This is a genomic window from Mesorhizobium sp. M5C.F.Ca.ET.164.01.1.1 (assembly GCF_004792125.1).
Taxonomy (GTDB): domain Bacteria; phylum Pseudomonadota; class Alphaproteobacteria; order Rhizobiales; family Rhizobiaceae; genus Mesorhizobium; species Mesorhizobium wenxiniae.
On the sequence record NZ_SRTG01000003.1, the window covers coordinates 77745 to 103801 of the forward strand.

Below are 26057 nucleotides of genomic sequence, written 5' to 3' on the forward strand. Positions count from 1 at the left end.
TCGCGATGACCATCCAGTTCAAAAGGCTTGCCCACGGAAGATGTCAGAGCCTTGCAGCGCGGCGCGCCGGACGCATATGGCCTGATACCAGAGCGGAAAATATCCGACGGTGACGGCGTGCCCTGCCGCCACTGCCTGAAGAACGTGGTCGCTGGAGAAGCCTATCTCGTCCTGGCTTACCGGCCATTCCCGAAATTGCAGCCCTACGCCGAGACCGGGCCGATCTTTCTGCATGCCGAAGAATGCGAGCGCGCTGCCAAAGCCGAGGCGCTTCCAGAAATGCTCGAAAGCGCCGACTACATCGTGCGCGGCTACGGCAGGGACGACCGCATCGTCTATGGCAGCGGCGGCGTCATTCCGACGGGCGCCATCGCGGCGCGGGCCGAAATCTTGTTCGAACGCGACGAGATCGCCTATGTGCATGTCCGCTCGGCGCGCAACAATTGCTACCAGTGCCGTATCGAGCGCGCGTGACGATTCGGGCGGTATTCATCCATCGCAGCTGTCGTACGCCTGTCGCATTGTCGCGTTACGGAATGATTGTCGATCGATTTGCCGACCGCGGATGAACCGGCGGGAAGTCTCGATATCAGAGGAAGCGGGGCTTTGGCTCCGCTTTTTTGTTGCCCGCGCTGTCCGCCCCGCATTTCTTCCGCCCAAAGAAAAAGCCCGCCGGAATGACCGGCGGGCTTTGACTGTTGTCTGGACGGTTCTAGTTGAACTTGTACTTCGCACCGATGCGGACGGTATGGAACGAAGGCGTGGAGGTGAGAGTATCGTCCGGCAGCCCAAGATCCGACGAAAAATCCTTCTCGGAGAACTGCGAATAGCGGTACTCGAGGCCGACGGTCACGTTGCTGGACATAGCCGTTTCCAGACCACCACCCACCGAGAAGCCGCTGGAGTCCCAATCGAGGATATCGCCGATGGGTGAAGACGCGTTCAGATCGAAGTGCTGCCAGCTGTAACCACCGAGCACGTAGGCGAGGGTTGATTCGTTGACTTTCATACCGACACGGGCAAGTACATCGAAACCGTAATCAGTATCCAGATTGATCGATCCGCCCGGAACTTCCAACTCCGAAGTCATGCCGGAGTAGCGGGCATCCACCATGACGCCTGCGACCCAGCTGCCGAAATCATGGTCGTAGCCGACGTTCAATTCGCCGAACACGCCTTCGCCACCGATCCCGTTGAACTCGAGGTCGCCAGCCGGCGGAACGTCGATCTGATGCACCGACGCGCCCGCACCAGCGGCGCCGCCGACGTAGAAGCCGGTCCAATTATAGGCAGGAGCCTCAAAAGAGGCGACGCCTCCATTCTGGGCGCCAAAGCGATAGTTGGCAGCAACCTGGAACGTATGCCGCGACGTATCCGTGTCGAGGACGCCGTCCGGTATACCGAACTCGGAAAGAATGTTTTCAGTACCGAAGCGGGTATAGCGATATTCTGACTTGATGGTCCAGTTACTGTTGATGGCCGTTTCAACGCCAGCTCCGACGAAGTAGCCGCTCTGGTCCCAATCGAAATCAAAACCAGCGTTCGTGTCGAATTTGTATTTTTGCCAGGAATAGCCGCCGAGCACATAGCCCAAAGTGTTTGGCGTGAAGAGGTAACCAAGCCGCAAACCAGCGTCGAAACCGTAGGTCTCGCGGACCGAAGCATCGAAACCAGCAACATCGAGCGTGGTTTCAATGTTGCCGGCATGGGCATCCAGAAGTCCGCCGATCAGGAAGCGCGGCGACACCATATAGTCGTACCCAACGGTCAGTTCACCGTATACGCCTTCACCACCAATGCCGTTGAACGAGAAGCCAGGAAGCAGATCGCTGCTGAGCTCGTGGACATTGGCGCCGGCGCCAACGCCAAAGCCGACATAGATGCCACTCCAGTTGAAGGCCGACGTCTCGACGACCGGCACAACCGCGTCGGCGGCATGAGCAACCGATCCGAGCGCCAGGACGGAAACTGCGCCAAGAAGAAGAGATTTTGCTATTCGTTTGCTGGTCATTGCCCCTACCTTTTTGAATGAACCCACCACCCGTCTAGCACCTGCCCAGGCTGGCGGCTGTAACAAAAAAGCCACAGGAAAGACACATTGCAAGCAAGGCGGGCAAAGCCGGTCAGCTAATCGCAAACCGTGAAATTTGCTCGTGGAAAAAGAGCCGCCGAGGGCGTCGGCGGCTCGGTCGGCAGAGGATTGAGCGGCGGGTTCAGGCTGCGAGAACGGCCTTCGGCTCGACCAACTCATAGCCGAGTGCTTCGGCCACCGCGCGGTTGGTGATCTTGCCCTTGTGGACATTCAGGCCGTTGCGCAAATGATGATCGTCGATCAGCGCATTCAGGCCCTTGTCGGCGAGCTGCAGGCCGTAATGCAGCGTTGCGTTATTGAGCGCGTGGGCCGAAGTGACCGGCACTGCACCCGGCATATTGGCGACGCAATAGTGAATGACGCCGTCGACCTCATAGGTCGGCACGGCATGAGTTGTGGCGTGCGAAGTCTCGAAGCATCCGCCCTGGTCGATGGCGACGTCGACCAGCACCGAACCATTCTTCATGCCCGACAGCATCTCGCGGGAAACGAGCTTCGGCGCGGCGGCACCTGGAATCAGCACGGCGCCGACGACGATGTCGGCCGAAAAACATTCCTCTTCCAGCGCCTCGACAGTCGAGTAGCGGGTGTGGACGCGGCCGGCGAAGATGTCGTCGAGCTGGCGCAGGCGCGGGATCGAGCGGTCGATGATGGTGACGTCGGCGCCGAGGCCGACCGCCATCCGGGCGGCATGCAGACCGACGACGCCGCCGCCGAGCACAGTGACCTTGCCGGGCAGCACGCCGGGCACGCCGCCGAGCAGCACGCCGCGACCGCCATTGGCCTTCTGCAGCGCGGTGGCGCCGGCCTGGATCGACAGGCGGCCGGCGACTTCCGACATCGGCGCCAGCAGCGGCAGGCCGCCGCGGTCGTCGGTGACGGTCTCGTAGGCGATGGCCGTCACGCCCGAGGCCAGCAGGCCCTTGGTCTGCTCCGGATCCGGCGCGAGATGGAGATAGGTGTAGAGGATCTGGCCGTCACGGAGCTGAACCCATTCGTCGGGTTGCGGCTCCTTGACCTTGACGATCATGTCGGACTTGGCAAACACGTCGGCGGCCGTCTTGGCGATGGTGGCGCCAGCTGCGCGATAGGCGTTGTCGTCGGCGCCGATGCCGGCGCCGGCGCCGGTCTCGACCAGCACTTCGTGGCCATGCGCGACATATTCGCGGACCGAGCCCGGCGTCAGGCCGACGCGGTATTCGTGGTTCTTGATTTCCCGGGGGCAGCCGACGCGCATCTTTTTTCTCCTCCTGATCCGGCCCTTTTGAGGCACGATCCCTGTTTAGAGATAGTGAACCACGAATCGTCCCGTAAGTGTTTGCGAATGCGCTTGCGCAGAAGGGCACGGCTCGATAATCGTTGCGCAAAATAGCTGGATTGTCGCAGGAATCCCGAACAATGCCGCTCGACAGGATCGATATCGCCATTCTCGAAACGTTGCAGAAGGATGGACGGACGCCCAACGCGGCGCTTGCCGAGAAAGTCGGCCTGTCGCAGTCGGCCTGCTCGCGGCGGCTGGACAATCTGGAGAAATCCGGAACCATCCGCGGCTATCACGCCCGGCTTTCCAATGCCGCTCTTGGCCACCAGATGACGGCGATCGTGCATATATCGCTGTCGGGGCAATTCGAGAAGACGCTGTCGGATTTCGAGGCGGCGATAAAGCGCTGCCCGAATGTCCTGTCCTGCCACCTGATGTCGGGCGAATACGATTATATCCTGCGCATCGCGGCAAAGGACCTCGTCGACTATGAGCGCATCCATAAGGAATGGCTGTCGGCGATGCCGCATGTGACGAAGATCAATTCATCCTTCGCCTTGCGCGAGATCGTCGACCGGACGGCGGTGGGGATGAAGCCGGAACTGGCCTAGGCCTTGAATGCCTCCGTCACCACCCGGTCCATCGGGATGTCATGCGGCTGCGGGTAGATGGTGGCGATGCGCTGCAGTTCGTAGCCGATACCGATGACCAGCGGCTTGAACGGCATTGCCGCCAGCGTGCGGTCGAAGAAGCCACCGCCATAGCCCAGCCGGTACTGTCCCGGATCGATGCCGACGATCGGCGAAATGACGATGTCGGGCAGCACCGGGTCGCCTTCAGCAGGGATCGGGATGTTCCAGACGCCCTTCTCCAGCCGGTCGCCCGCTACGTAAGCGCGAAAGACAAGCGGCTGGCCTTTCTCGACGACAACAGGCAGTGCGGTACGGCCGCCGCGCTCATTGACGGAAGCCATCCATGGGCGCAGATCCGGCTCGCCGCGGAACGGCCAATAGAGGCTGACCATGCGGCCGGCGATGTCGCCGATCAACGCGTCGAGGCTTTCGCCGATGCGCTGCGACATTGCCGTCCGCGCGTCAGCCGAGACAGCGAGGCGCGCCGCAATCAGCCGCTCGCGCTCGGCCTTGCGCCATCGTTTCACGTCGGTCCAATCGGATAGAGGCGTCCGGAATTCCGGGTCGAGCTCATGCATGAAGCAAGGCGGCGAGGAATATTGACCCGGACCGTCGTCATGATCGCTATTCAAGTTCCACTCCTGTCATCAGTTTCAAGGAAATTATACTCGGCGGCAGGACAGGGCATGTACATTCGCGACATCTTAGGGCGGGCAGTCAGCAAGTCGGATGTTGTTGCGGTGCACAAAAGTATCTACATCAGCCTTGGCGAAATTGCTCTCCAGCCCGCTCTCCCGGCTACCTGCTCTCCCGGAGTGAACGAGATGAACGAATCCAGCCATCATGTCGTCGTCGTCGGGGCGGGTTTTGGGGGGCTCGAATTCACACGCGCGCTTGACGGTGCGCCGGTGCGCATCACCATGATAGACAGGCGCAACCATCATCTCTTCCAGCCGCTGCTCTACCAGGTGGCGACCACGGCGCTGGCGACCTCGGAAGTCGCCTGGCCAATCCGCCATCTCCTGCGCAAGCGCAAGGACGTGACGACGCTGCTCGCAACCGTCACCGGCGTCGACCGCATCGGCAAACGCGTGCTGTTCGATGATGGCGGCGCGGTCGCCTACGACACGCTGCTGCTGGCCACCGGCGCCCGCCACGCCTATTTAGGCCATGACGAATGGGAGCCTTTCGCACCGGGGCTGAAGACGTTGGAGGACGCCACCACCATTCGGCGGCGCATTCTGCTCGCCTTCGAGCAGGCTGAGCGGGAGACCGATCCTGCCAAGCGCCAAGCGCTGCTGACGCTGGCAATTGTTGGTGGCGGACCGACCGGCGTGGAACTGGCCGGCACCATTGTTGAACTGGCGCACGACATGCTGCGCGGCGAGTTCCGCAACTTCGATACGCGGCAGACGCGCGTGGTGCTGATTGAGGCCGGTGACCGCATCCTTCCCAATTTCGCGCCGGAACTCTCCGACTATGCCAGCAAGGCGCTCGAGCGGCTCGGGGTGATGGTCGAACTCGGTCGGCCCGTTACACGCTGCGACGCCGAGGGTGTCGTCTTCGGCGACACGCAGCTGCCGGCCAGGACTATCCTGTGGGCAGCAGGCGTTGCGGCTTCGCCGGCCGCCGAATGGCTGGGAGCCGCAGCGGACCGCGCGGGCAGGGTGCTGGTCGAACCCGACCTGACCGTGCCGGGCAGCCCGGAGATTTTTGTCGTCGGTGACGCTGCACACGTCCTGCGTCCAGATGGCCGCATGGTGCCCGGCGTAGCACCCGCCGCCAAGCAGCAGGGCCGGCATGTCGCCGCGACGATCAAGGCCCGGCTGGCCGGCGACGCAACCCCGCGCCCTTTTCGCTACAAGCATGACGGCGATCTAGCGACGATCGGCAAGCGCGCTGCCGCGATCGATTTCGGCTGGATCAAGCTCACCGGCCGGCTGGCCTGGTGGCTGTGGGGCCTCGCGCACATCTATTTCCTGATCGGCTTCCGTAACCGGCTTGCGGTTTCGCTGAGCTGGCTATGGATTTACCTGACAGGTCAGCGCAGCGCGCGGCTGATCACCCAAGGCGATGACGACAGGAACTGACGTCTCCGCCCGCGCACATTCATCCGCACGTCATCTCTTTCTGATGGACTCGCCTTGCTTCGAGCAGGACTTGGCACGCGGTTGAAGGCTGGCACGTCGTTGAAGCCTGTTATGTCGTCGAACAGGAGAAAACATTGAGCCCTGTAAACCACCTGGCGGACATCGATGTAGCCAATCTTTCATGCCATCAAAGGGAACTTCAAGAGCCAAGGCAAGCGAACACGGATCAATGGATAGATTTTGGGGGAGGGCGCTGCTCAACGCCGAAATCACTATGGTTGCAGCCACCCAGATGCAGTAGTTTCACGCATGCGTTATGTCATCGTCATCTGCGCCGTCACGTTCTTCCTGATCTGGGACGGACTCTACAATCAGGGCCGGTATCTCGACACCACGGTCGGGGAGATAACGCGCATCGTGCGCTACATCACCAGTATGGTGTAGGTTTCTTTCCCCCGCCCAACGCGCTGTCGCCGCGACATCGTTGCCGGTTGACGCGAGCGTTTTGCCCACACAAAACACGCTTGCACATCGATCGAGGAGGCTGGGGTTGATCCGGCATATCGTTTTCTTCAGCGCGCGGCACAAAGAGGATGTCGAGGCCGTACGTACGGGCTTGCTGGCCCTGGGCAACATCCCCCATTCCCGCCGTTTCGAGGTGACGCTCAACACCAAGGTTGACCCGCTTTCGGACGAGATCGACGTGGTCGTTTATGCCGAGTTCGAGGATGATGCCGCTCTCGCCGCCTACAAGGCGCATCCGCTCTATGCCGAGACGACCAGCCAGGTCAAACCGCTGCGCGAATTGCGATATTCGGCGGATGTTGTGGCTGCAACCTGAAGAGAAATTGACCGAAGCAGGAGCAACATTACTCTGTCTGAGCGGCGGTCGGTTCGGTCGGATCGGCGCCCGGCCGCTTTGGCGCGTCCCAGACCAGCATGGCGAGAACAGCCATCGCGACGACCGCTGCCGTTATGAAGAGGATCTTTCTCATCTGGGGGACGTAGGTTGGTTTCCGGCAGCGGCAAGTATTCCGGAGGCTCGCATAATGCGGCCACGATAGGCCGCCCGGCTCTTTGCGGCGTCAGGTGAAGCTCTTGAACCAAATTCCGGAATGATGCACACCGCGCCGGCATGACCGAGACGATGACAGCAGGCCCTTGTCCGCTAGGCCCTTATCCGCTTGACCATCTTATGCTGCCGACCGCGAGCCTCGACGTGGCGCGGGCGCGGCTGGTTTCGCTTGGCTTTGTCGTGGCGCCGACCGGTATCCATCCTTTCGGGACAGAAAACTGCTGCGTCTTCCTTGAGGACGGCACCTATCTCGAGCCGCTAGCGGTGGGCAGCGGGCAAGCGGTGGCGAAAGCGATCGCGGACGGCAACGTCTTCGTCGCGCGCGATCGTGCCTATCGCGACAGGTGCGGCAGTGAGGGATTTTCCGCCCTTGTCTTGGGCACCGAAAATGCGGATGCCGATCACGCGCGCTACATCGAAGCCGGCCTGTCTGCCGGAGACATGCTGGACTTTTCGCGCGCCTTCACCGACGCGGCGGGAAGGCGCGACACGGCATCGTTCAAACTGGCCTTCGCCTCCGGCACCGGGGCGACGGACGCATTCCTGTTCGCCTGTGAGCGGATCAATGCGCCGAAAGTAGACCGCACCGCGTTGCAGATCCACCCTAATGGCGCAACCGGCATCATCGAAGTTGTGGCGGTCAGCAACGAGCCATCCAAACAGCACCGAATGATTTCGATCGCGACGCGCAGTCCGGCGACCGGACAGGGGAGCAGCACTGCGTTTGGCCTGCCGAACGCAACCTTGACCTTGCTTGACCCTGTCGCTTTCGAGACGCGCTTCGGCATACCTGCCGGCGCGCCATCGGAACTCCGCTTTGCGGGGATCGTCTTTTCAGTTCTCGCAGGCACGGTCGCCAAGCTGCTTGCAGCCAGTACCGTCGAACACGACATACGCGGCAATGATATTGTCGTGCGGCCGGCATCCGGGCAGGGTGCGACCTTCATTTTCCGGGAGATAGCATGAGCAAGCCCAATTCGTCCGTAACCGTCGGCAATGTCGTCTTCGGCAACACCGCGCCGCTGTCGCTGATTGCCGGCCCGTGCCAGCTTGAGTCACGCCAGCACGCCTTCGACATGGCTGGCGCGCTGAAGGAACTGACTGAGAAGCTGGGGCTGGGCCTCGTCTACAAGACCAGTTACGATAAGGCCAACCGCACCTCGCTTGGCGGCACGCGCGGCGCCGGCCTCGATGCGGCGCTGCCCGTCTTCGACGATTTGCGCAAGGCGTTTTCGCTGCCGATCCTGACCGATATCCACACCGAGGAACAGTGCGCGCTCGTGGCGCCGCATGTCGATATCCTGCAGATCCCGGCTTTCCTCAGCCGCCAGACCGATCTGCTGATCGCGGCGGCAAGAACCGGCAAGGTCGTCAACGTGAAGAAGGGCCAGTTCCTCGCACCGTGGGACATGAAGAACGTTGTCGCCAAGATCACCGGTTCCGGAAACGCCGACGTGCTGGTCACCGAGCGCGGCGTGTCTTTCGGCTACAACACGCTGGTGTCCGATATGCGCGCCCTGCCGATCATGGCCGAGATCGGCGCGCCGGTGATTTTCGACGCCACCCATTCGGTGCAGCAGCCGGGCGGGCAGGGCGGCTCCTCGGGTGGCGATCGGCGCTTCGTCGAGACGCTGGCGCGCGCTGCGGTTGCGGTCGGTGTCGCCGGCGTCTTCATCGAGACGCATCAGGATCCCGACAACGCCCCCTCAGATGGTCCCAACATGGTGCCGCTGAAGGACCTTCGGGCGCTGCTTGAAAGGCTGATGGCATTCGATCGCGTCGCCAAGGGCTGAGCAAGTTTAGGGCTCCGGCCCTAAGTCCCGACCCCCTAAACTTGTAGTCAACAGGTGCCGGTTGTACGCTGCCCAGGCACCGAGTGCCTGGAGGAGGAAGCCATGTCCGTCGCCCGCGTCACCGAAATCACATCATCGTCGAACAAGAGCTTTCAGGACGCCATCGAAGTGGGGATTGCGCGCGCCGCAAAGACCCTAAAGAACGTCGAAGGCGCCTGGATCCAGGACCAGAAGGTCGTCGTCGAGGACGGAAAGATCTCCGCCTACCGCGTCAACATGAAGGTCACCTTCATCCTCGCTGAGTGATCGATCGATTAGCGTCGAAAAGTCTGGAACCTTCATCCGCGCCCCTCATTGTCAGGCATAGCGTCAACGACAACGAGGAGTACACAATGACAACCCAGACAGGACACACTGAAGCCATCGCTGCCTCGCGGGTCATCGGCACATCCGTCTACAACACGGAAGGCACGCACATCGGCGACATCGAGGATGTCATGCTCGACAAGTTGTCGAATGGAATCATGTTTGCCGTGATCGGCTTTGGCGGCTTTCTCGGCATCGGCGAGAAGTACCACGCCATTCCGTGGGCGAGCCTCGACTATGACGAGGACAAGGGCGGCTACGTCGTGCCGTTCACGAAGGAGCAACTGAAGGCTGCTCCCTCCTATTCGATCAACGAATTGACGGGCGCCGACGGCGAGGCCGCGCGTGATGCTTCATACAGTTACTACAAGGTCGAGCCTTATTGGCATTGACTTTGCTCTGCCAGAATCAAAAAGGCCCCCGGCACTGAAACCGGGGGCCTTTTTGCGGATATCTACTCCGCCGCAAGGGTCGACAACTCTACCGCGCCCTGTTGAGGCTGCTGAGTGTCACACGACGTCAAAAACGCCGCCGCGATCAGGAACAAACTCACAATACCGCTCAACTGAGACATGGCGAAACTCCTCCTGTTTCGCCCCGCGCAGCGTGAGCATAAACCAGAAAGCCGCATGCCGCCAAGACTTATGAGTGACATGACTTATGATGACAGCAATTAGTGCTTCGTGAATCGATGTGGCGGAGGTGGCGGCAATATTTGCGGACGCCCCGATTGCGTTTTGCAGCACTTTGGCTAAGACGTGCCCGACGCTTCGTCAGATCAATCGGGGACATCGCAATGACTGCCATCATCGACATTGTCGGGCGTGAAATCCTGGACAGCCGCGGAAACCCGACCGTTGAGGTCGACGTCGTCCTCGAAGACGGCTCGATGGGTCGCGCTGCGGTGCCCTCTGGCGCCTCGACGGGCGCGCATGAGGCGGTCGAACTGCGCGACGGCGGCGCCCGCTACCTCGGCAAGGGGGTCCTGCGGGCGGTAGAGGCCGTCAATGGCGAGCTGTTCGAGGCGATCGGCGGTATGGAAGCCGAGAACCAGATCCACATCGACCAGACCATGATCGAACTCGACGGCACGCCCAACAAGAGCCGGCTCGGCGCCAACGCTATCCTCGGCGTCTCGCTGGCTGTGGCCAAGGCTGCGGCGGAAGCGGCTGGCCTGCCGCTCTACCGCTATGTCGGCGGCACCAAGGCGCACGTGCTTCCGGTGCCGATGATGAACATCATCAACGGTGGCGCCCATGCCGACAACCCGATCGATTTCCAGGAATTCATGATCCTGCCGATCGGTGCGCCGACACTGAGTGACGGCGTGCGCTGGGGCTCGGAAATCTTCCATACGTTGAGGAAGAAGCTGAAGGACGCCGGCCACAACACCAATGTAGGTGACGAGGGCGGCTTCGCTCCTAACTTGAAAAGCGCGCCCGCCGCGCTCGATTTCATCATGGAATCGATCGAGAAGGCTGGCTTCAAGCCGGGCGAAGAGGTTGCGCTGGGCCTCGATTGCGCCGCGACCGAATTCTTCAAGGACGGCAACTACGTCTACGAAGGCGAGAAGAAGACCCGCGATCCGAAGACCCAGGCCAAATATCTGGCCAAGCTTGCGGCGGATTATCCGATCATCACGATCGAGGATGGGCTGGGCGAGGACGACTGGGACGGCTGGAAAACGCTGACCGACCTCATCGGCAAGAAGACCCAGCTGGTCGGCGACGATCTGTTCGTCACCAATACGGCGCGGCTGCGCGACGGCATCCGCATGGGCGTCGCCAATTCTATCCTGGTCAAGGTCAACCAGATCGGCTCATTGACCGAAACGCTCGACGCCGTCGAGACCGCGCACAAGGCCGGCTACACCGCGGTCATGTCGCACCGCTCGGGCGAAACCGAGGATTCGACCATCGCCGATCTCGCCGTCGCCACCAATTGCGGGCAGATCAAGACAGGGTCATTGTCGCGCTCGGATCGAATGGCCAAGTACAACCAGCTCATCCGCATTGAGGAAGAGCTCGGCAAGCAGGCGCTCTACGCCGGCAAGTCGATCGTGAAAGGCTGAGCCCACAGAAAATATCCGGAATGAAAAGGGCGGGGGCATTCCTCGCCCTTTTTGTTTCAACACTCCCAAATCCGGTCATCCGTAACCGTCCATTAAGCACAATCGGGCGAGAAAGGGCGAGGTCGCAGAGTGTTAGAGCGTCCTTTGCGCGTCCAAGCCGACGCGCGGCGCTCTAAGGGATTTGGATCATGTGGACACGTCAGCACAAGCAGAGAAATACCGGTCGGCTGATCATTCCCTCGCTCTGCGTGGCGTTCCTGGCCTATTTCGGCTTCCACGCCTATCACGGCGAATTCGGCATCTATTCCAAGTATCGGTTGCAAGCCGAAGCCGTCGATCTGCAAAGCAAGCTCGATGCCATCAAGGCGCGCCGGATCGACCTGCAGCGACGCGTTCAGCTGATGCACCAGGGTACGCTGGAGAAGGATATGCTCGACGAGCAGGCGCGCAAGGCGCTCAATATGTCCCATGCCGACGAAATCACCATCATGTTACCGGCTACGGCAAGATAACCAAATTCAAGTTAATCGCCGATATTTTCAATGATTTTAACCGCTTAGATGCATGTCAGCCATGCATTTTTCAGCATGGCGAAACGCTTTCTCGCGTGTTAGCCTTCCTAAATCGGTGGGGAGAACTAATCTCCCTCAGTGTCCGCAAGAGACGCCAACAGGGAGTGATGCATGGCCACCGCCGCCAGAAAAGCGCCTGCCAAATCCAGATCCGACGGCAAATCGGCGGGGCTTTCAGCCCCCAAACCTGTCGACTTCACCAAGGACGAGGAGCTTGACGCCTACCGGCGCATGCTGCTTATCCGCCGCTTCGAGGAAAAGGCCGGCCAGCTCTACGGCATGGGCTTCATCGGCGGCTTCTGCCATCTCTATATCGGCCAGGAAGCAGTTGTCACCGGCATGAAGATGGCGCTGATCGACGGCGACCAGATGATCACCGCCTACCGCGACCATGGTCACATGCTGGCGATGGAACTGTCGCCGCGCGGCGTCATGGCCGAATTGACCGGGCGCCGCGGCGGCTTGTCCAGGGGCAAGGGCGGCTCCATGCACATGTTCTCCAAGGAGAAGCATTTTTACGGCGGCCACGGCATTGTAGGCGCGCAGGTTTCGCTCGGCACCGGCCTCGCCTTCGCCAATCGCTATCGCGGCAACAACAACGTGACCCTGACCTATTTCGGCGACGGCGCCGCCAATCAGGGCCAGGTCTATGAGAGCTTCAACATGGCCTCGCTGTGGAAGCTGCCGGTGATCTACATCATCGAGAACAACCGCTATGCCATGGGCACTTCGGTATCGCGTTCGTCGGCCGAGACGGATTTTTCGCACCGGGGCGCCTCCTTCAAGATCCCCGGTATCCAGGTCGATGGCATGGACGTCCGTGCAGTCAAGGCAGCCGGCGATCTCGCAACCGAATGGTGCCGTGACGGCAAGGGGCCACTGATCCTCGAAATGCAGACCTACCGCTACCGCGGCCACTCGATGTCCGATCCGGCAAAATATCGCTCCAAGGAAGAAGTGCAGAAGATGCGCTCCGAGCGTGACCCGATCGAGCAGGTCAAGGCGCGCCTGCTCGACAAGAAGTGGGCCGACGAGGACGAGCTCAAGACCATCGACAAGGAGGTTCGCGACATTGTCGCCGACGCCGCCGAATTTGCCCAGAACGACGCAGAGCCGGATCCGTCCGAGCTCTGGACCGACATCGTATTGTAACGAGAGGGCAAGGACATGCCGATCGAAATTCTCATGCCCGCTCTCTCGCCGACCATGGAAGAGGGCAATGTTTCCAAATGGTTGAAGAAAGAGGGCGATAAGGTTGTCGCTGGTGATGTCATCGCCGAGATCGAAACCGATAAGGCCACGATGGAAGTCGAGGCCGTCGACGAAGGCACTCTAGCCAAGATCGTGGTTCCTGCCGGCACCGCAGGTGTCAAGGTCAACACGCTGATCGCCGTGCTCGCCGTTGATGGTGAAGACATCGACATGGCAGGCGAAGGCATCGGCGAGGAACCTGCCAAGGCTGAAACAGCAGCGCCAGCGCCTGCTGCGGCCAAAAGCGACGGCGCAGCACCTGTCGCCGCGGCGCCGAGAACCGAAATCGCCGCCGATCCCGACATCCCGGCCAGCACGGAAATGGTCTCGACCACCGTGCGCGAAGCGCTGCGTGACGCGATGGCCGAGGAAATGCGCCGTGACGACGACGTCTTCGTGATGGGCGAGGAGGTCGCCGAGTACCAGGGCGCCTACAAGATCACGCAAGGGCTGCTGCAGGAATTCGGGGCGCGGCGCGTCGTCGATACGCCCATCACCGAACACGGTTTTGCCGGCGTCGGCGTTGGCGCGGCGATGGCCGGCCTGAGACCGATCGTCGAGTTCATGACCTTCAACTTCGCCATGCAGGCGATCGACCAGATCATCAACTCCGCCGCCAAGACGCTCTATATGTCCGGCGGCCAGATGGGCGCGCCCATCGTGTTTCGCGGGCCGAACGGCGCGGCCGCCCGTGTCGCCGCCCAGCATTCGCAGTGCTATGCCGCCTGGTACAGCCACATTCCCGGCCTGAAAGTGGTGATGCCCTACACCGCCGCCGACGCCAAGGGGTTGCTGAAGGCCGCGATCCGCGACGCGAACCCGGTCATCTTCCTCGAGAACGAGATCCTTTACGGCCAGTCCTTCGACGTGCCGAAGATGGACGATTTCGTGCTGCCGATCGGCAAGGCGCGCATCCACAAGTCAGGCAAGGATGTCACCATCGTCTCTTTCGGCATCGGCATGACCTACACGGTGAAGGCCGAGGCCGAATTGCGCGGCATGGGCATCGATGCCGAGGTCATCGACCTCAGGACCATCCGCCCTCTCGATTTCGACACCATTATCGCCTCGGTCAAGAAGACCAATCGGCTGGTCGTGGTCGAGGAAGGATTTCCGCAGAGCTCGGTCGGCGATCACATCGCCAACCAGGTGTCGCAGCGCGCCTTCGATTTCCTCGACGCGCCGGTCATCACCATTGCCGGCAAGGACGTGCCGATGCCCTACGCGGCAAACCTCGAAAAGCTGGCATTGCCCAATGTCGCGGAAGTCATCGAGGCGGTGAAAGCCGTGACGTACCGGGGTTAACGAGATGTCGCGCGAACTAGAAGTTCCCGCGGTGGTCGTCGAGAATAGCGAATTCGATGAAATACTCCGCGTCTGGATTGGCTCGGACGCGGTCGTCACGATGCAAGACCTCTTTGGACCAAACGCTCACAACTGGGGCATGGTGCTCGCTGATGTCGGCATGCACATAGCCAGGATGAGACTGGAACAAGATGGCATCCCTGAAATCGAGACGCTTCAGGCATTGGAAGAAGGCTATCGAGGCAGAATGTCGGAGCAGTTCAATATCCAGCACCGTTCGCTAACCGGGCGGAACTGAGGAGGAAAAATGCCGATCAACATCACCATGCCGGCCCTGTCGCCCACGATGGAAGAAGGCAATCTTGCCAAGTGGCTGGTCAAGGAGGGCGACAAGGTTTCGCCGGGCGATGTGATCGCCGAGATCGAGACCGACAAGGCGACGATGGAAGTCGAAGCCGTCGATGAGGGCACGGTGGCCAAGCTGGTGGTTCCGGCCGGCACCGAAGGCGTCAAGGTCAATGCGCTGATCGCCGTGCTCGCCGCCGAAGGCGAGGATGCGGCGGCTGCCGCCAAAAGCGGTGACGGCGCTGCCGCTCCGGCAAAAGCCGAGGCACCAAAAACAGAAGCCCCCAAAACTGAAGCACCAAAGGCGGAAACCCCAAAGCCGGAAGCACCGAAACCTGCGGCCGCACCAGCGCCCCAGGCGGCTCCGATTGCCAACGGTTATGCAAGCGGCGAACGTGTCTTCGCCTCGCCGCTTGCCCGTCGCATCGCCCGGGAAGCCGGTGTCGATGTCTCCGCGGTGACCGGCTCCGGCCCGCATGGCCGCGTGGTCAAGGCCGATGTCGATGCAGCGATTTCCGGTGGCGGCGCCAAGGCGGCACCGGCTGCGAAAGCGGCACCTGGCGGCGCTCCGGCATCTGCAGCGGCAGCCAAGCCAATGTCGGACGACCAGGTGCTGAAACTGTTTGCCGAAGGCTCCTACGAGCTTGTCCCGCACGACAACATGCGCAAGACCATTGCGCGCCGGCTGGTCGAGGCCACCACCACCATTCCGCATTTCTACCTGACGCTCGACTGCGAGCTCGACGCGCTTCTCGCCCTGCGCACGCAGATCAATGCGGCCGCCCCGATGAAGAAGACCGACAAGGGGGAGGCGCCGGCCTATAAGCTGTCGGTCAACGACATGGTCATCAAAGCGATGGCAATGGCGCTGATGGCGGTGCCGGATGCCAACGCGTCATGGACCGAGAGCGCCATGGTCAAGCACAAGCATGCTGATGTCGGTGTCGCCGTGTCGATCCCCGGCGGGCTGATCACGCCGATCATCCGGCGCGCCGATGAAAAGACGCTGTCGGTCATCTCCAACGAGATGAAGGATCTCGCTAGCCGTGCCCGCAGCCGCAAGCTGAAACCGGAGGAATACCAGGGCGGCACCACGGCGGTGTCCAATCTCGGCATGTTCGGCATCAAGGACTTTGCCGCCGTCATCAACCCGCCGCATGCGACGATCCTGGCGGTCGGCGCCGGCGAGGAGCGCGCGGTAGTCAAGAACGGCGAGATCAAGATCGCGGCAATCATGTCGGTGACGCTGTCGACCGATCACCGCGCCGTCGACGGCGCGCTCGGCGCCGAACTGCTCGTCGCCTTCAAGCGCATGATCGAAAACCCGATGGGCATGCTGGTCTAGAAAGGAAGAAGGCGGTGCGGAAATTCTTCACCAGCCTTTTTGCCTTCAGCCCTTCCGGCGTCGCAACGATCGTGTGCAATGGCTGTTGGTGCGCTGGCGGGTGAGGCGCGCGCGGGCAGATTTCAGCAGGAGGGGGGCAAACGCATGAAAACAGTCCTTTGCTACGGCGACTCGCTGACCTGGGGCTATGATGCGGCAAGTCTGGATCGCCACCCGCTCAAGGACCGCTGGCCGAGTGTGCTGCAGGCGACGTTGGGAGGCGATATCCAGGTCATCGCCGAAGGCTTGAACGGCCGCACAACGGCTTTCGACGACCATCTGGCCGGCGCCGACCGTAACGGCGCCAGAGTGCTGCCGACGGTGCTGATGACACATGCGCCGCTCGACCTGATCGTCATCATGCTCGGCTCCAACGACATGAAGCCGTGGATCCACGGCAATCCGGTCGCTGCCAAACAGGGCATCCAGCGCCTGATCGAGATCGTGCGTGGGCACGACTACCCGTTTGATTGGCCGGCGCCGCACATTCTGATAGTTGCGCCGCCCGCGGTCAGCCGTACGGAAAACGCCGAATTCAAGGAAATGTTCGCCGGCGGCGATGAAGCGTCGAAGCGGTTGGCGCCGCAATATTCCGCCCTTGCCGACGAGGCCGGCTGCGGCTTTTTCGATGCCGGCTCGGTGGCCGAGACCACGCCGCTCGACGGCGTCCATCTTGACGCGGAGAACACGCGGAAAATCGGGCAGGCACTGGCGCCAATCGTGCGCGTCATGCTGGAATTGTGAATCAGGAGAAAATCCGTGGCTGAGAACTACGACGTCATCATCATTGGCTCCGGCCCCGGCGGCTACGTCACGGCGGTGCGTTCCGCCCAACTCGGCTTCAAGACGGCGATCGTCGAGCGTGAGCATCTCGGCGGCATCTGCCTCAACTGGGGCTGCATCCCGACCAAGGCGCTGCTGCGTTCGGCCGAGATCATGCACTATTCCGATCATCTGAAGGACTACGGCTTGACGATCGACGGCAAGGTGAGCGTCGATACCGCTGCCGTGGTCGACCGCTCGCGAAAGGTCTCGCTGCGGCTCAACGGCGGCGTCGCCTTCCTGATGAAGAAGAACAAGGTCGACGTCATCTGGGGCGAAGCCAAGCTCTCCAAGGCGGCTTCCGGCGATAAACCGGGCGAGATCGTCGTGTCGAAATCGTCGAAGAAGCCGATGGAGCCGCAGCCGCCGGCGCCCAAGGGCGTCAAGGGTGAAGGCACTTATACCGCCAAGCACATCATCCTGGCGACCGGCGCCAGGCCGCGGGCGCTGCCAGGCATCGAGTCCGACGGCAAGCTGATCTGGACCTATTTCGAAGCGATGGTGCCGAAGGAAATGCCTAAATCGCTGCTGGTGATGGGTTCGGGCGCAATCGGCATCGAATTCGCCTCATTCTACCGCACCATGGGCGCGGAGGTGACGGTGGTCGAGTTGTTGCCGGCGGTAATGCCGGTCGAGGACGCCGAGGTCTCGAAATTCGCGCAAAAGCAGTTCGAGAAGCAAGGCATGAAGATCATCCTCGAGGCCAAGGTCACCAAGGTCGAGAAGGGTGCGAACTCGGTCACCGCGCATGTCGAGATGAAGGATGGCAAGGTTGAGAAGATCACCGCCGACCGGATGATCTCGGCCGTCGGCGTGCAGGGCAACATCGAGAATCTCGGCCTCGAAGCGCTCGGCGTGAAGACCGAACGCGGCTGCGTCGTCGTCGACGGCTACGGCAACACCAATGTGCCCGGAATCTATGCCATCGGCGACGTTGCCGGCCCTCCTATGCTCGCCCACAAGGCCGAACATGAAGGCGTGGTGTGCGTGGAGAAGATCGCCAATTTCCCCGGCGTGCATGCCACTGACAAGCTGAAGATTCCGGGCTGCACCTATTGCAACCCGCAGGTTGCCTCCGTCGGGTTGACCGAAGCGAAGGCGAAGGCCGAGGGCAAGGACATCCGCGTCGGCCGCTTTCAGTTCGCCGCCAACGGCAAAGCCATCGCGCTCGGCGAAGACCAGGGTTTCGTCAAGACCATCTTCGACAAGAAGACCGGGCAGTTGCTCGGCGCGCATATGGTCGGCGCCGAAGTGACCGAACTGATCCAGGGCTTTGTCGTGGCGATGAACCTGGAGACCACCGAGGAAGAACTGATGCACACGATCTTCCCGCATCCGACGCTGTCGGAGATGATGAAGGAAAGCGTCCTCGACGCCTATGGCCGCGCGCTGAACGCGTGATAAATTGACCGCGTGAGACTCGACACGTGAAAGCCAAGGAACTCAACGGCAAGGTAATTCGTTTCCGGATGCATTCATCACACAAGGAGAGGGCATATGGACGTGAATGGCGTGGGCTGGATCGCAGCCATCATCATCGGCGGTTTGGCAGGGTGGCTTGCCGAGATGTTCATGAAAAGCAACATGGGCATCTTGATGAATATCGTTCTTGGCATCGTCGGCGCGATCGTGCTGAATGCCATCCTGCAGGCGCTCAACATCGGCGCCTTCGGCGCCGGCTGGATCGCCTATCTGATCACGGGTTTCATTGGCGCCTGCCTGCTGATCTGGGTAGGGCGCATGGTACGCCGTTAGCTGCTGAACTCTTGCCATGCGAAAACGGCTGTGGCGTCATGCGCCGCCGCGGCCTTTTTCTTTGCAGCGAAAAGTCCTAGATGACTTGTGAAAGCGAACGCCGGAAGGCGATCGCGAATGAACTGGATTTCTAATGGTCACCGTCCTCGACACGATCGCCAATGCGCCGCGCCTGCGGCATCCTGAAAAGGCGCACAAACCTGACCAGGATGTGCTGCGCAAGCCCGACTGGATCCGCGTCAAGGCGCCGGTGTCGAAAGGCTATGCCGAGACGCGCGAAATCGTGAAATCGCACAGACTGGTGACGGTCTGCGAAGAGGCCGGTTGCCCTAATATCGGTGAGTGCTGGGAGAAGAAGCACGCCACCTTCATGATCATGGGTGAGATCTGCACGCGCGCCTGTGCCTTCTGCAACGTCGCCACCGGCATTCCGACCGCGCTTGATCCCGATGAACCGGCGCGCATCGCTCACGCCGTCAAGCAAATGGGTCTGAGCCATGTCGTCATCACCTCAGTCGACCGCGACGATCTCGCCGATGGCGGAGCTCAGCACTTTGCCGGGGTCATCCGCGCCATCAGGGCTGCAACGCCTTCGACGACGATCGAAATCCTGACGCCCGACTTCCTGCGCAAGGAAGGCGCGCTGGAGATCGTCGTGGCGGCGAAGCCGGACGTGTTCAACCACAATCTGGAGACCGTACCGTCGAACTATCTGACGGTCCGGCCCGGCGCCCGCTATTTTCATTCGATCAGGCTCCTGCAGCGGGTCAAGGAACTCGACCCGTCGATCTTCACCAAATCCGGCATCATGGTTGGCCTCGGCGAGGAGCGGAACGAGATACTGCAGTTGATGGATGATCTGCGTTCGGCCAATGTCGACTTCATGACCATCGGCCAGTATCTGCAGCCGTCGAAGAAACACCACCCTGTGATCCGTTTCGTCACGCCGGAGGAATTCAAGTCCTTCGAGACGATCGGCAAGACCAAGGGCTTCCTGCTGGTGGCATCGAGCCCGCTGACGCGTTCGTCGCATCACGCCGGCGACGATTTCGCCAAGCTGCGCGCGGCACGGGAAGCGTTTCTCAGGAAGTCAGCCTAACACACTGGTTTCATGCCACAATTCGAAGCCCATCGCCGCGTTGCGCATACGCCGGAACAGATGTTCGCTCTGGTCGCCGATGTCGAATCCTATCCGCAATTCCTGCCGCTTTGCGAGGCACTTACGGTTCGCTCGCGCAAGGAACGCGACGGACGCACCCTGCTCATCGCCGACATGAGCATTGGCTACAAGGCGATCCGCGAGACTTTCACGACCCAGGTGCTGCTAAAACCTGGCGAGAAAGCCATCGACGTCAAATACATCGACGGTCCGTTCAAATATTTGAGCAATGCCTGGCGTTTCGAGCCGGCCGATGGCGGTTGCAACGTATGCTTCTTCATCGACTACGAATTCAAGAGCCGTATTCTGGGTGCGGTGATGGGAGCGATGTTCGATCGCGCCTTCCGCATGTTCTCCGAAGCGTTCGAGAAGCGCGCCGACGTCATCTATGGCGCAACGCCGGCAGCCTGATCCGCAGCGAGTGCGCGCAAGCCCAGTTCAAGCGCATGCCTGACCGTCTCCCGGCGGATGAAATTGCGGCCTTTGTCGGCGAACAACTGACATTCGCTGACGACCGGCCGGCCAGTCAGGGCGATACCGAACCAGACCAGGCCGACGGGCTTTTCCGCCGAGCCGCCGCCCGGACCGGCAACGCCGGTAACGGCAAGGGTGAGTCCGGCGCGCGAATGGGCCAACGCGCCGGCCGCCATCTCGACTGCGGTTTCCCGCGAGACCGCGCCGTGCGTCTCAAGCGTGGCGGCGGAAACGCCGAGCATCTCAGTCTTGGCCTCGTTGGAATAGGTGATGAAACCCCGGTCGACCACCGTGGAAGAGCCGGCGATGTCGGTAAGGGCGGCGATGATCATGCCGCCTGTGCAGCTTTCGGCCGTCGCCAGCATGATGCCACGCTGTCGGCAGGCCTGAAGCAGGGCAACTGCGAGATCGCTGCTGCTCATTCGGGGACATCCCCCGGAAATACGACGCTGGCGGTGGCGATAGCCGCTATGCCTTCCTCGCGTCCGACAAAGCCGAGCTTTTCGTTGGTTGTCGCCTTGATAGAGATACGGTCTCGGGAAATTGCCAGCATTTCCGAAAGGATTTCGGTCATTGCTTCGCGATGTGGGCCGACCCGGGGCGCCTCGCAGATCAGCGTGATGTCGGCATTGGCGATGCGCCCGCCGCGCGCACGCACCAGTCTTGCCGCATGTTCGACGAAGATCCGCGAGGCCACGCCTTTCCACTGCGGATCCGACGGCGGGAAATGCGTGCCGATGTCGCCGGCGCCACAGGTGGCGAGCAGCGCGTCGGTCAAGGCGTGCAGGCCGACATCGGCGTCCGAATGGCCGGCCAGTTTCTTGTCGTGCGGGATGGAGACGCCGCACAGGGTCACATGATCGCCGGGCTCGAACGCGTGGACGTCATAGCCATTGCCGGTGCGGATATCCGGAAAACGCAGCCGCTCGCCGGAAAGCCGCTGATCCGCCATCGAAATATCCCTTGCCCAGGTGAGCTTGACATTGTCCGGCGAGCCCAGAACGATTTTCACCGGAATATGCGCCCATTCGGCAATCGCGGCATCGTCGGTGAAGTCCGCCTTGCCCAAGTGATGGGCCTTTTCGTGGGCGGCCAGGATCGGCCAGAACGGGAAGCCTTGCGGCGTCTGGGCGGCATGAAGCCCGTTCCTGGAAACCGTCTCCCCGATCATGCCGGCGGCCGACTCACGTTTTAGCGTGTCGGCGACGGGTAAGGCAGGCAACGCTCCCTGGCGCTCGCCGATAGCGGCGATCGTACGGTCTATCAATTCGGCATCGACGAACGGGCGAACGGCATCATGGACCAGAACCTGGCTCGGTGCATGGCCTCTCAGCGCAAGCAGCCCGAGCCGGACGGAGTCCTGCCTGGACGCGCCACCGGTCACCGTGATGACCCGATCGGCGTTGGCTCCGGCGGCGCTGCGAAAAAGCGCACTGTCGTCGGCGTGGATGGCGACGACGACAGGACCGATTCTCGGATGCGCCAAAAACATATCCAATGTGCGCGCGATGACGGCACGGCCACCGATCCTCTGGTATTGCTTCGGGCCGTCGGTCTGACCGGCGCGCGCACCGCGGCCGGCGGCGACGATAACCACGGCAACCCTAGAGTCCGTAGCCAAAGCTCGCATTTCGCTTGCATCTGTCATGCCGAGACGCTTAGCGCATGATCCCGAAAAGTGGAATCGCTTTTCGGAAGAGATCATGCGCAGATGCAAAGTGCCAAAGCGTCCTTTCCTAAAGACGTACGCCGCCGAGGGCGCGGGTATGGGCCCCAGGCCAGCATTTTTCCCAAATGCGCCTTAATGTGACGTCATTGCGCGTTGCACATTGCTGCCATTCTGGCTAGAGAATGTGCAGCAACTAAAGATGCTTGGTTTTTGTGCATGTATGACCTCACCAAATTGGCTTCGCCGCTGGACGTGGGTAGGGTGAGAATCCGCAATCGCGCTTTTCTCGCGCCCATGTCGGGCATAACCGATGAGCCGTTCCGGCAGCGTGCCTATGCGCATGGCGCCGGATTGGTCGTGTCGGAGATGGTGGCGAGCGGCGAGCTTGCCAGGGGCAGGGCCGGTTGCGGCCTTCGCATCCGCCATTCCGGGCTGCCTGTGCACATGGTCCAGCTTGCCGGCCATGAGGCGGCGCATATGGCCGAGGGCGCTCGAATCGCCGCGGGCGAGGGCGCCGACATCGTCGACATCAACATGGGCTGCCCGGCCAAGAAGGTGACGGGCGGCTATGCCGGTTCGGCGCTGATGCGCGATCTCGATCACGCTTTGTCGTTGATTGAGGCGGTGGTCGGCGCCGTCGAGGTGCCAGTCACGGTCAAAATGCGGCTCGGCTGGGACGAAAGCGCGCTCAACGCGCCGCTGCTGGCGCGCCGCGCCGAGCAGGCGGGCGTCCAGATGGTGACGGTGCATGGCCGCACGCGCTGCCAATTCTACCAGGGCAAGGCCGACTGGCGCGCCATCGCACGCGTAAAGCAGGCTGTATCGATACCAGTCGTTGCCAATGGCGATGTCGGATCGCCGGCGGAGGCAGCAATGATCCTCGACCAGTCGGGCGCCGACGCGGTGATGATCGGCCGCGCGCATTATGGCGCGCCCTGGACGGCAGGCAGCATCGCGGCAGCCGCGGCAAAAGATGCGGCGCCCGGCGTGCCCGAAAGTCCGCAAGCGCTGGCCGACTACATCGTTGCCCACTACGAGGACATGCTAACGCTCTACGGCATCGAAAGCGGCGTGCGCCAGGCGCGCAAGCATCTTGGCTGGTATCTCGACCGCCACGCTGTTGGCATCGTTGATGAGCAGCGAAAGGCCATCCTCACCTCCTTCGAGCCTGTCCGCATCGTAGCCGCGTTGCGCGAGGTGTTTTCACGCGCTGCCGAGGCGATGAACCTGCGGAGCGCAGCATGAACGCCACGCTTACACAGAGCATGGATATGGCGGACGCCGCTCACATTGTGCTCAACACCATCCGCCGCCCGGTGATCATGGTCGATGCGGAAGGGTTCATCACCTTCGCCAATGCCGATGCCGAGGATTTCTTCCGCTCGAGCGCGACCATGCTCGCCCGCAATACTCTCCCCAAGCTCATTCCCTTCGGCAGTCCGCTGCTGACGCTTGTCGACCAGGTGCGCGAGCGCCGGGCACCCGTCAACGAATACCGGGTCGACGTATCGTCGCCGCGCCTCGGCATCGAGAAGGTCGTCGATCTCTATGTCGCGCCGGTGTCGGAATTCCCGGGCGCCGTCGTGGTGATGTTCCAGGAGCGATCGATGGCCGACAAGATCGACCGGCAGATGACGCACCGCGGTGCGGCACGCTCGGTAACCGGCCTTGCCGCGATGCTTGCCCACGAGATCAAGAACCCGCTATCCGGCATCCGGGGTGCTGCCCAGCTGCTCGAACTGTCGGCTTCCGACGAGGATCGCGCGCTGACCCGGCTGATCACCGACGAGACCGACCGCATCGTCTCGCTGGTCGATCGCATGGAGGTGTTTTCCGACGAGCGGCCCATCGATCGCTATCCGGTCAACATCCATGTCGTGCTCGACCATGTGAAGGCGATTGCCAAGAACGGTTTTGCCAAGCGGATCAAGATATTGGAGGATTATGATCCATCATTGCCTCCGGTTTTCGCCAACCGCGACCAACTCATCCAGGTGTTCCTCAACCTGGTCAAGAATGCGGCCGAGGCCATTGGCGGCGATCCGCAAGGCGAGATCACTCTGTCGACCGCATTCCGGCCGGGCATCCGTGTTTCCGTTCCGGGAACGCAGGGCCGCGTGTCGCTGCCGCTGGAATTCTGCGTGCGCGACAACGGTTCTGGCGTTTCCGAAGATATCCTGCCGATCCTGTTCGATCCCTTCATCACCACCAAGCCGAACGGGTCGGGGCTTGGTCTGGCGCTGGTCGCGAAAATCGTCGGCGAGCATGGCGGCATCATCGAATGCGATTCGACGCCGCGCGCAACCACCTTCCGCATCCTGATGCCAGCCTGGAAAGAAACGCCGTTCGGCACAGACGATGATGGCGAAGGAGACCGCAAATGACGGTTCGCGGCAATATTCTCGTCGCCGACGACGATGCGGCGATCCGCACGGTCCTCAATCAGGCGCTTTCGCGCGTCGGCCACGAGGTGCGCGTGACGTCCAACGCCTCGACGCTATGGCGCTGGGTGGCGGCCGGCGAGGGCGATCTCGTCATCACCGACGTTGTCATGCCGGACGAGAACGCTTTCGACATGCTGCCGCGCATCAAGAAGGCGCGACCGGAACTGCCCGTCATAGTCATGAGTGCCCAGAACACGTTCATGACCGCGATTCGTGCCTCCGAAACCGGCGCCTACGAATATCTGCCGAAACCGTTCGACCTGACCGAGCTTCTCAGCATCGTCAACCGGGCGCTTTCCGAGCCCCGACGGCCGAAGATCGATGCGCGGGCAGACGAGCCGCCGGAAACGATGCCGCTGGTCGGCCGCTCGGCCGCCATGCAGGATATCTACCGCATGCTGGCGCGTATGATGCAGACCGACCTGACGGTGATGATTTCAGGTGAATCGGGCACCGGCAAGGAACTGGTGGCGCGCGCGCTGCACGAATACGGCCGCCGCCGCGGCGGCCCCTTCGTCGCGATCAACATGGCGGCGATCCCGCGCGACCTGATCGAATCGGAACTGTTCGGGCACGAGAAAGGCGCCTTCACCGGTGCGCAGAACCGCTCCACCGGCCGTTTCGAGCAGGCCGAAGGCGGCACGCTCTTCCTCGATGAGATCGGCGACATGCCGATGGAAGCGCAGACGCGCCTGCTGCGTGTCCTGCAGCAGGGCGAGTACACCACTGTCGGCGGCCGTACGCCGATCAAAACCGACGTCCGCATCGTCGCCGCCACCAACAAGGATCTGCGCACGCTGATCAATCAGGGGCTTTTCCGCGAGGATCTGTTCTATCGCCTGAATGTCGTGCCGCTAAGGCTGCCGGCGCTGCGCGAGCGGTCTGAGGACGTTCCAGATCTCGTCCGGCACTTCTTCAAGCTCGGCGCCAGCGAAGGCCTGCAGACCAAGCGCATTTCCACCGGCGGCATCGAGCTGATGAAGCGCTATCCGTGGCCAGGCAACGTGCGCGAGCTCGAAAATCTTGTCCGCAGGCTTGCCGCACTCTATTCGCAGGATGAGATTTCCGCCGAAATCATCGAGGCGGAACTGAAGACCGGCGAGAGGCCGGTCGTTCCCGCTGGCGGCAACCTCATTCCCGACGATCTCTCCATCGGCCAGGCGGTGGAACATTTCCTGCAGCGCTATTTTGCTTCGTTCGCCGGCGAGTTGCCGCCCGCCGGCCTCTATCAGCGCATTCTCTCCGAGGTCGAATATCCGCTGGTGCTGGCCTCGATGACGGCAACCCGCGGCAACCAGATCAAGGCTGCGGAACTCCTGGGGCTCAACCGCAACACGCTACGCAAGAAAATTCGCGAACTCGGCGTCAACGTCTACAAATCGACCAGGCCGGCATAGCGAAGCCTTTTCCGGGGATCGATCGCCGAAACATTTCCGTCCAGGTCACACTTGTTGCATAATCGCCACAATGCGTTGCATACATCCGACGCAATCACTG

29 protein-coding genes are annotated in these 26057 nt (G+C 61.7%); 23 read left to right on the forward strand and 6 right to left on the reverse strand.

The genetic code is table 11. The features are described from left to right. The first annotated feature begins 51 nt into the window (after nucleotides 1–51). Nucleotides 52–474: a DUF1203 domain-containing protein gene (locus EN807_RS21285; protein ID WP_246684256.1), complete on the forward strand. Its 423-nt coding sequence runs from the start codon at nucleotides 52–54 to the stop codon at nucleotides 472–474. A gap of 238 nt (nucleotides 475–712) precedes the next feature. Here EN807_RS21285 and EN807_RS21290 read toward each other — a convergent pair whose 3' ends face one another. Together EN807_RS21290 and ald are read right to left on the reverse strand one after the other, a co-directional pair. Next, a complete protein-coding gene (locus EN807_RS21290) occupies nucleotides 713–2011 on the reverse strand; it encodes an outer membrane beta-barrel protein (protein ID WP_135936547.1) in 1299 nt (432 codons plus the stop codon). Nucleotides 2012–2213: 202 nt separating this feature from the next. After that, nucleotides 2214–3329 (reverse strand): alanine dehydrogenase, encoded by a 1116-nt coding sequence (gene ald, locus EN807_RS21295; protein ID WP_135936548.1) that lies wholly within the window; start codon nucleotides 3327–3329, stop codon nucleotides 2214–2216. Between the two features lie 161 nt (nucleotides 3330–3490). Between ald and EN807_RS21300 the strand changes: the two genes are divergently transcribed. Then, nucleotides 3491–3964 (forward strand): Lrp/AsnC family transcriptional regulator, encoded by a 474-nt coding sequence (locus tag EN807_RS21300; protein WP_135936549.1) that lies wholly within the window; start codon nucleotides 3491–3493, stop codon nucleotides 3962–3964. Here the strand turns inward: EN807_RS21300 and EN807_RS21305 are convergent. After that, nucleotides 3961–4563, reverse strand: coding sequence for a 5-formyltetrahydrofolate cyclo-ligase (locus tag EN807_RS21305; protein ID WP_135936732.1), 603 nt, complete (start codon nucleotides 4561–4563; stop codon nucleotides 3961–3963). The genes EN807_RS21300 and EN807_RS21305 overlap by 4 nt on opposite strands. A 246-nt stretch (nucleotides 4564–4809) precedes the next feature. On the opposite strand from EN807_RS21305, the gene EN807_RS21310 reads away from it, so the two are divergent. The 3 genes from EN807_RS21310 to EN807_RS21315 all read left to right on the forward strand — a co-directional run bounded on the left by EN807_RS21310 (nucleotide 4810) and on the right by EN807_RS21315 (nucleotide 6916). After that, nucleotides 4810–6075, forward strand: coding sequence for an NAD(P)/FAD-dependent oxidoreductase (locus EN807_RS21310; RefSeq protein WP_135936550.1), 1266 nt, complete (start codon nucleotides 4810–4812; stop codon nucleotides 6073–6075). A gap of 309 nt (nucleotides 6076–6384) precedes the next feature. Beyond that, entirely contained in the window at nucleotides 6385–6519 is a 135-nt protein-coding gene (locus EN807_RS37460; RefSeq protein WP_277569091.1) for a hypothetical protein, read from the forward strand. A gap of 106 nt (nucleotides 6520–6625) precedes the next feature. Then, nucleotides 6626–6916, forward strand: coding sequence for a Dabb family protein (locus tag EN807_RS21315; RefSeq protein ID WP_135936551.1), 291 nt, complete (start codon nucleotides 6626–6628; stop codon nucleotides 6914–6916). Nucleotides 6917–6944: 28 nt separating this feature from the next. Here the strand turns inward: EN807_RS21315 and EN807_RS37465 are convergent, their stop codons facing one another. Next, nucleotides 6945–7070 (reverse strand): hypothetical protein, encoded by a 126-nt coding sequence (locus EN807_RS37465; protein WP_281034054.1) that lies wholly within the window; start codon nucleotides 7068–7070, stop codon nucleotides 6945–6947. Nucleotides 7071–7270: 200 nt separating this feature from the next. On the opposite strand from EN807_RS37465, the gene EN807_RS21320 reads away from it, so the two are divergent. The 15 genes from EN807_RS21320 (at nucleotide 7271) to EN807_RS21390 (ending at nucleotide 20384) form a co-directional block, all read left to right on the forward strand. Beyond that, the gene (locus EN807_RS21320) at nucleotides 7271–8116 is read left to right on the forward strand and encodes a VOC family protein (RefSeq protein ID WP_246684258.1); all 846 of its coding nucleotides are present in this window, start codon (nucleotides 7271–7273) and stop codon (nucleotides 8114–8116) included. Beyond that, nucleotides 8113–8943 carry a 3-deoxy-8-phosphooctulonate synthase gene (gene kdsA / locus EN807_RS21325; RefSeq protein WP_135936553.1) on the forward strand — a complete coding sequence of 277 codons (831 nt, stop codon included), beginning with the start codon at nucleotides 8113–8115 and terminating at the stop codon, nucleotides 8941–8943. Before EN807_RS21320 ends, kdsA begins: the two co-directional genes overlap by 4 nt. Nucleotides 8944–9045: 102 nt before the next feature. Beyond that, nucleotides 9046–9249, forward strand: a complete 204-nt coding sequence (locus EN807_RS21330) for a dodecin family protein (RefSeq protein ID WP_029352316.1) — start codon at nucleotides 9046–9048, stop codon at nucleotides 9247–9249. 86 nt (nucleotides 9250–9335) lie between these two features. Next, nucleotides 9336–9701 (forward strand): PRC-barrel domain-containing protein, encoded by a 366-nt coding sequence (locus EN807_RS21335; protein ID WP_135936554.1) that lies wholly within the window; start codon nucleotides 9336–9338, stop codon nucleotides 9699–9701. A 404-nt stretch (nucleotides 9702–10105) separates the two neighbouring features. Continuing rightward, a complete protein-coding gene (gene eno / locus EN807_RS21340) occupies nucleotides 10106–11380 on the forward strand; it encodes a phosphopyruvate hydratase (protein WP_135936555.1) in 1275 nt (424 codons plus the stop codon). Nucleotides 11381–11568: 188 nt separating this feature from the next. Next, entirely contained in the window at nucleotides 11569–11892 is a 324-nt protein-coding gene (locus EN807_RS21345; RefSeq protein ID WP_135936556.1) for a septum formation initiator family protein, read from the forward strand. A 171-nt stretch (nucleotides 11893–12063) separates the two neighbouring features. After that, entirely contained in the window at nucleotides 12064–13104 is a 1041-nt protein-coding gene (gene pdhA, locus EN807_RS21350; protein WP_135936557.1) for a pyruvate dehydrogenase (acetyl-transferring) E1 component subunit alpha, read from the forward strand. Between the two features lie 15 nt (nucleotides 13105–13119). Then, nucleotides 13120–14508: a pyruvate dehydrogenase complex E1 component subunit beta gene (locus tag EN807_RS21355; protein ID WP_135936558.1), complete on the forward strand. Its 1389-nt coding sequence runs from the start codon at nucleotides 13120–13122 to the stop codon at nucleotides 14506–14508. A gap of 4 nt (nucleotides 14509–14512) precedes the next feature. Further along, nucleotides 14513–14806, forward strand: a complete 294-nt coding sequence (locus EN807_RS21360; protein WP_036262673.1) for a DUF5076 domain-containing protein — start codon at nucleotides 14513–14515, stop codon at nucleotides 14804–14806. Nucleotides 14807–14815: 9 nt separating this feature from the next. Continuing rightward, nucleotides 14816–16198: a pyruvate dehydrogenase complex dihydrolipoamide acetyltransferase gene (locus EN807_RS21365; protein ID WP_135936559.1), complete on the forward strand. Its 1383-nt coding sequence runs from the start codon at nucleotides 14816–14818 to the stop codon at nucleotides 16196–16198. A 144-nt stretch (nucleotides 16199–16342) separates the two neighbouring features. Next, nucleotides 16343–16981 carry an SGNH/GDSL hydrolase family protein gene (locus tag EN807_RS21370; protein WP_135936560.1) on the forward strand — a complete coding sequence of 213 codons (639 nt, stop codon included), beginning with the start codon at nucleotides 16343–16345 and terminating at the stop codon, nucleotides 16979–16981. Between the two features lie 15 nt (nucleotides 16982–16996). Further along, on the forward strand, nucleotides 16997–18460 hold the full coding sequence (lpdA, locus tag EN807_RS21375; protein ID WP_135936561.1) for a dihydrolipoyl dehydrogenase: 1464 nt from the start codon (nucleotides 16997–16999) through the stop codon (nucleotides 18458–18460). A 96-nt stretch (nucleotides 18461–18556) separates the two neighbouring features. Further along, nucleotides 18557–18814 (forward strand): GlsB/YeaQ/YmgE family stress response membrane protein, encoded by a 258-nt coding sequence (locus tag EN807_RS21380; RefSeq protein ID WP_127316497.1) that lies wholly within the window; start codon nucleotides 18557–18559, stop codon nucleotides 18812–18814. Nucleotides 18815–18947: 133 nt separating this feature from the next. After that, nucleotides 18948–19913, forward strand: coding sequence for a lipoyl synthase (gene lipA / locus EN807_RS21385; protein ID WP_127316496.1), 966 nt, complete (start codon nucleotides 18948–18950; stop codon nucleotides 19911–19913). A gap of 12 nt (nucleotides 19914–19925) precedes the next feature. Next, the gene (locus EN807_RS21390; protein ID WP_135936562.1) at nucleotides 19926–20384 is read left to right on the forward strand and encodes a type II toxin-antitoxin system RatA family toxin; all 459 of its coding nucleotides are present in this window, start codon (nucleotides 19926–19928) and stop codon (nucleotides 20382–20384) included. On the opposite strand, the gene EN807_RS21395 is transcribed toward EN807_RS21390, so the two are convergent. Both EN807_RS21395 and EN807_RS21400 read right to left on the reverse strand, forming a co-directional pair. After that, entirely contained in the window at nucleotides 20360–20869 is a 510-nt protein-coding gene (locus EN807_RS21395) for a CinA family protein (protein ID WP_135936563.1), read from the reverse strand. The genes EN807_RS21390 and EN807_RS21395 overlap by 25 nt on opposite strands. Continuing rightward, nucleotides 20866–22095: a bifunctional 2-C-methyl-D-erythritol 4-phosphate cytidylyltransferase/2-C-methyl-D-erythritol 2,4-cyclodiphosphate synthase gene (locus tag EN807_RS21400; protein WP_135936564.1), complete on the reverse strand. Its 1230-nt coding sequence runs from the start codon at nucleotides 22093–22095 to the stop codon at nucleotides 20866–20868. The genes EN807_RS21395 and EN807_RS21400 overlap by 4 nt, the downstream gene beginning before the upstream one ends. Nucleotides 22096–22332: 237 nt before the next feature. Between EN807_RS21400 and dusB the strand changes: the two genes are divergently transcribed. From dusB to ntrC, 3 genes are read left to right on the forward strand one after another with little or no spacing between them, the layout of a single operon-like run. Next, nucleotides 22333–23361 (forward strand): tRNA dihydrouridine synthase DusB, encoded by a 1029-nt coding sequence (gene dusB / locus EN807_RS21405; protein ID WP_135936565.1) that lies wholly within the window; start codon nucleotides 22333–22335, stop codon nucleotides 23359–23361. Continuing rightward, nucleotides 23358–24500, forward strand: coding sequence for a nitrogen regulation protein NR(II) (locus EN807_RS21410; RefSeq protein WP_127316491.1), 1143 nt, complete (start codon nucleotides 23358–23360; stop codon nucleotides 24498–24500). Before dusB ends, EN807_RS21410 begins: the two co-directional genes overlap by 4 nt. Continuing rightward, entirely contained in the window at nucleotides 24497–25957 is a 1461-nt protein-coding gene (gene ntrC, locus EN807_RS21415; protein ID WP_135936566.1) for a nitrogen regulation protein NR(I), read from the forward strand. Before EN807_RS21410 ends, ntrC begins: the two co-directional genes overlap by 4 nt. Nucleotides 25958–26057 lie beyond the last annotated feature (100 nt).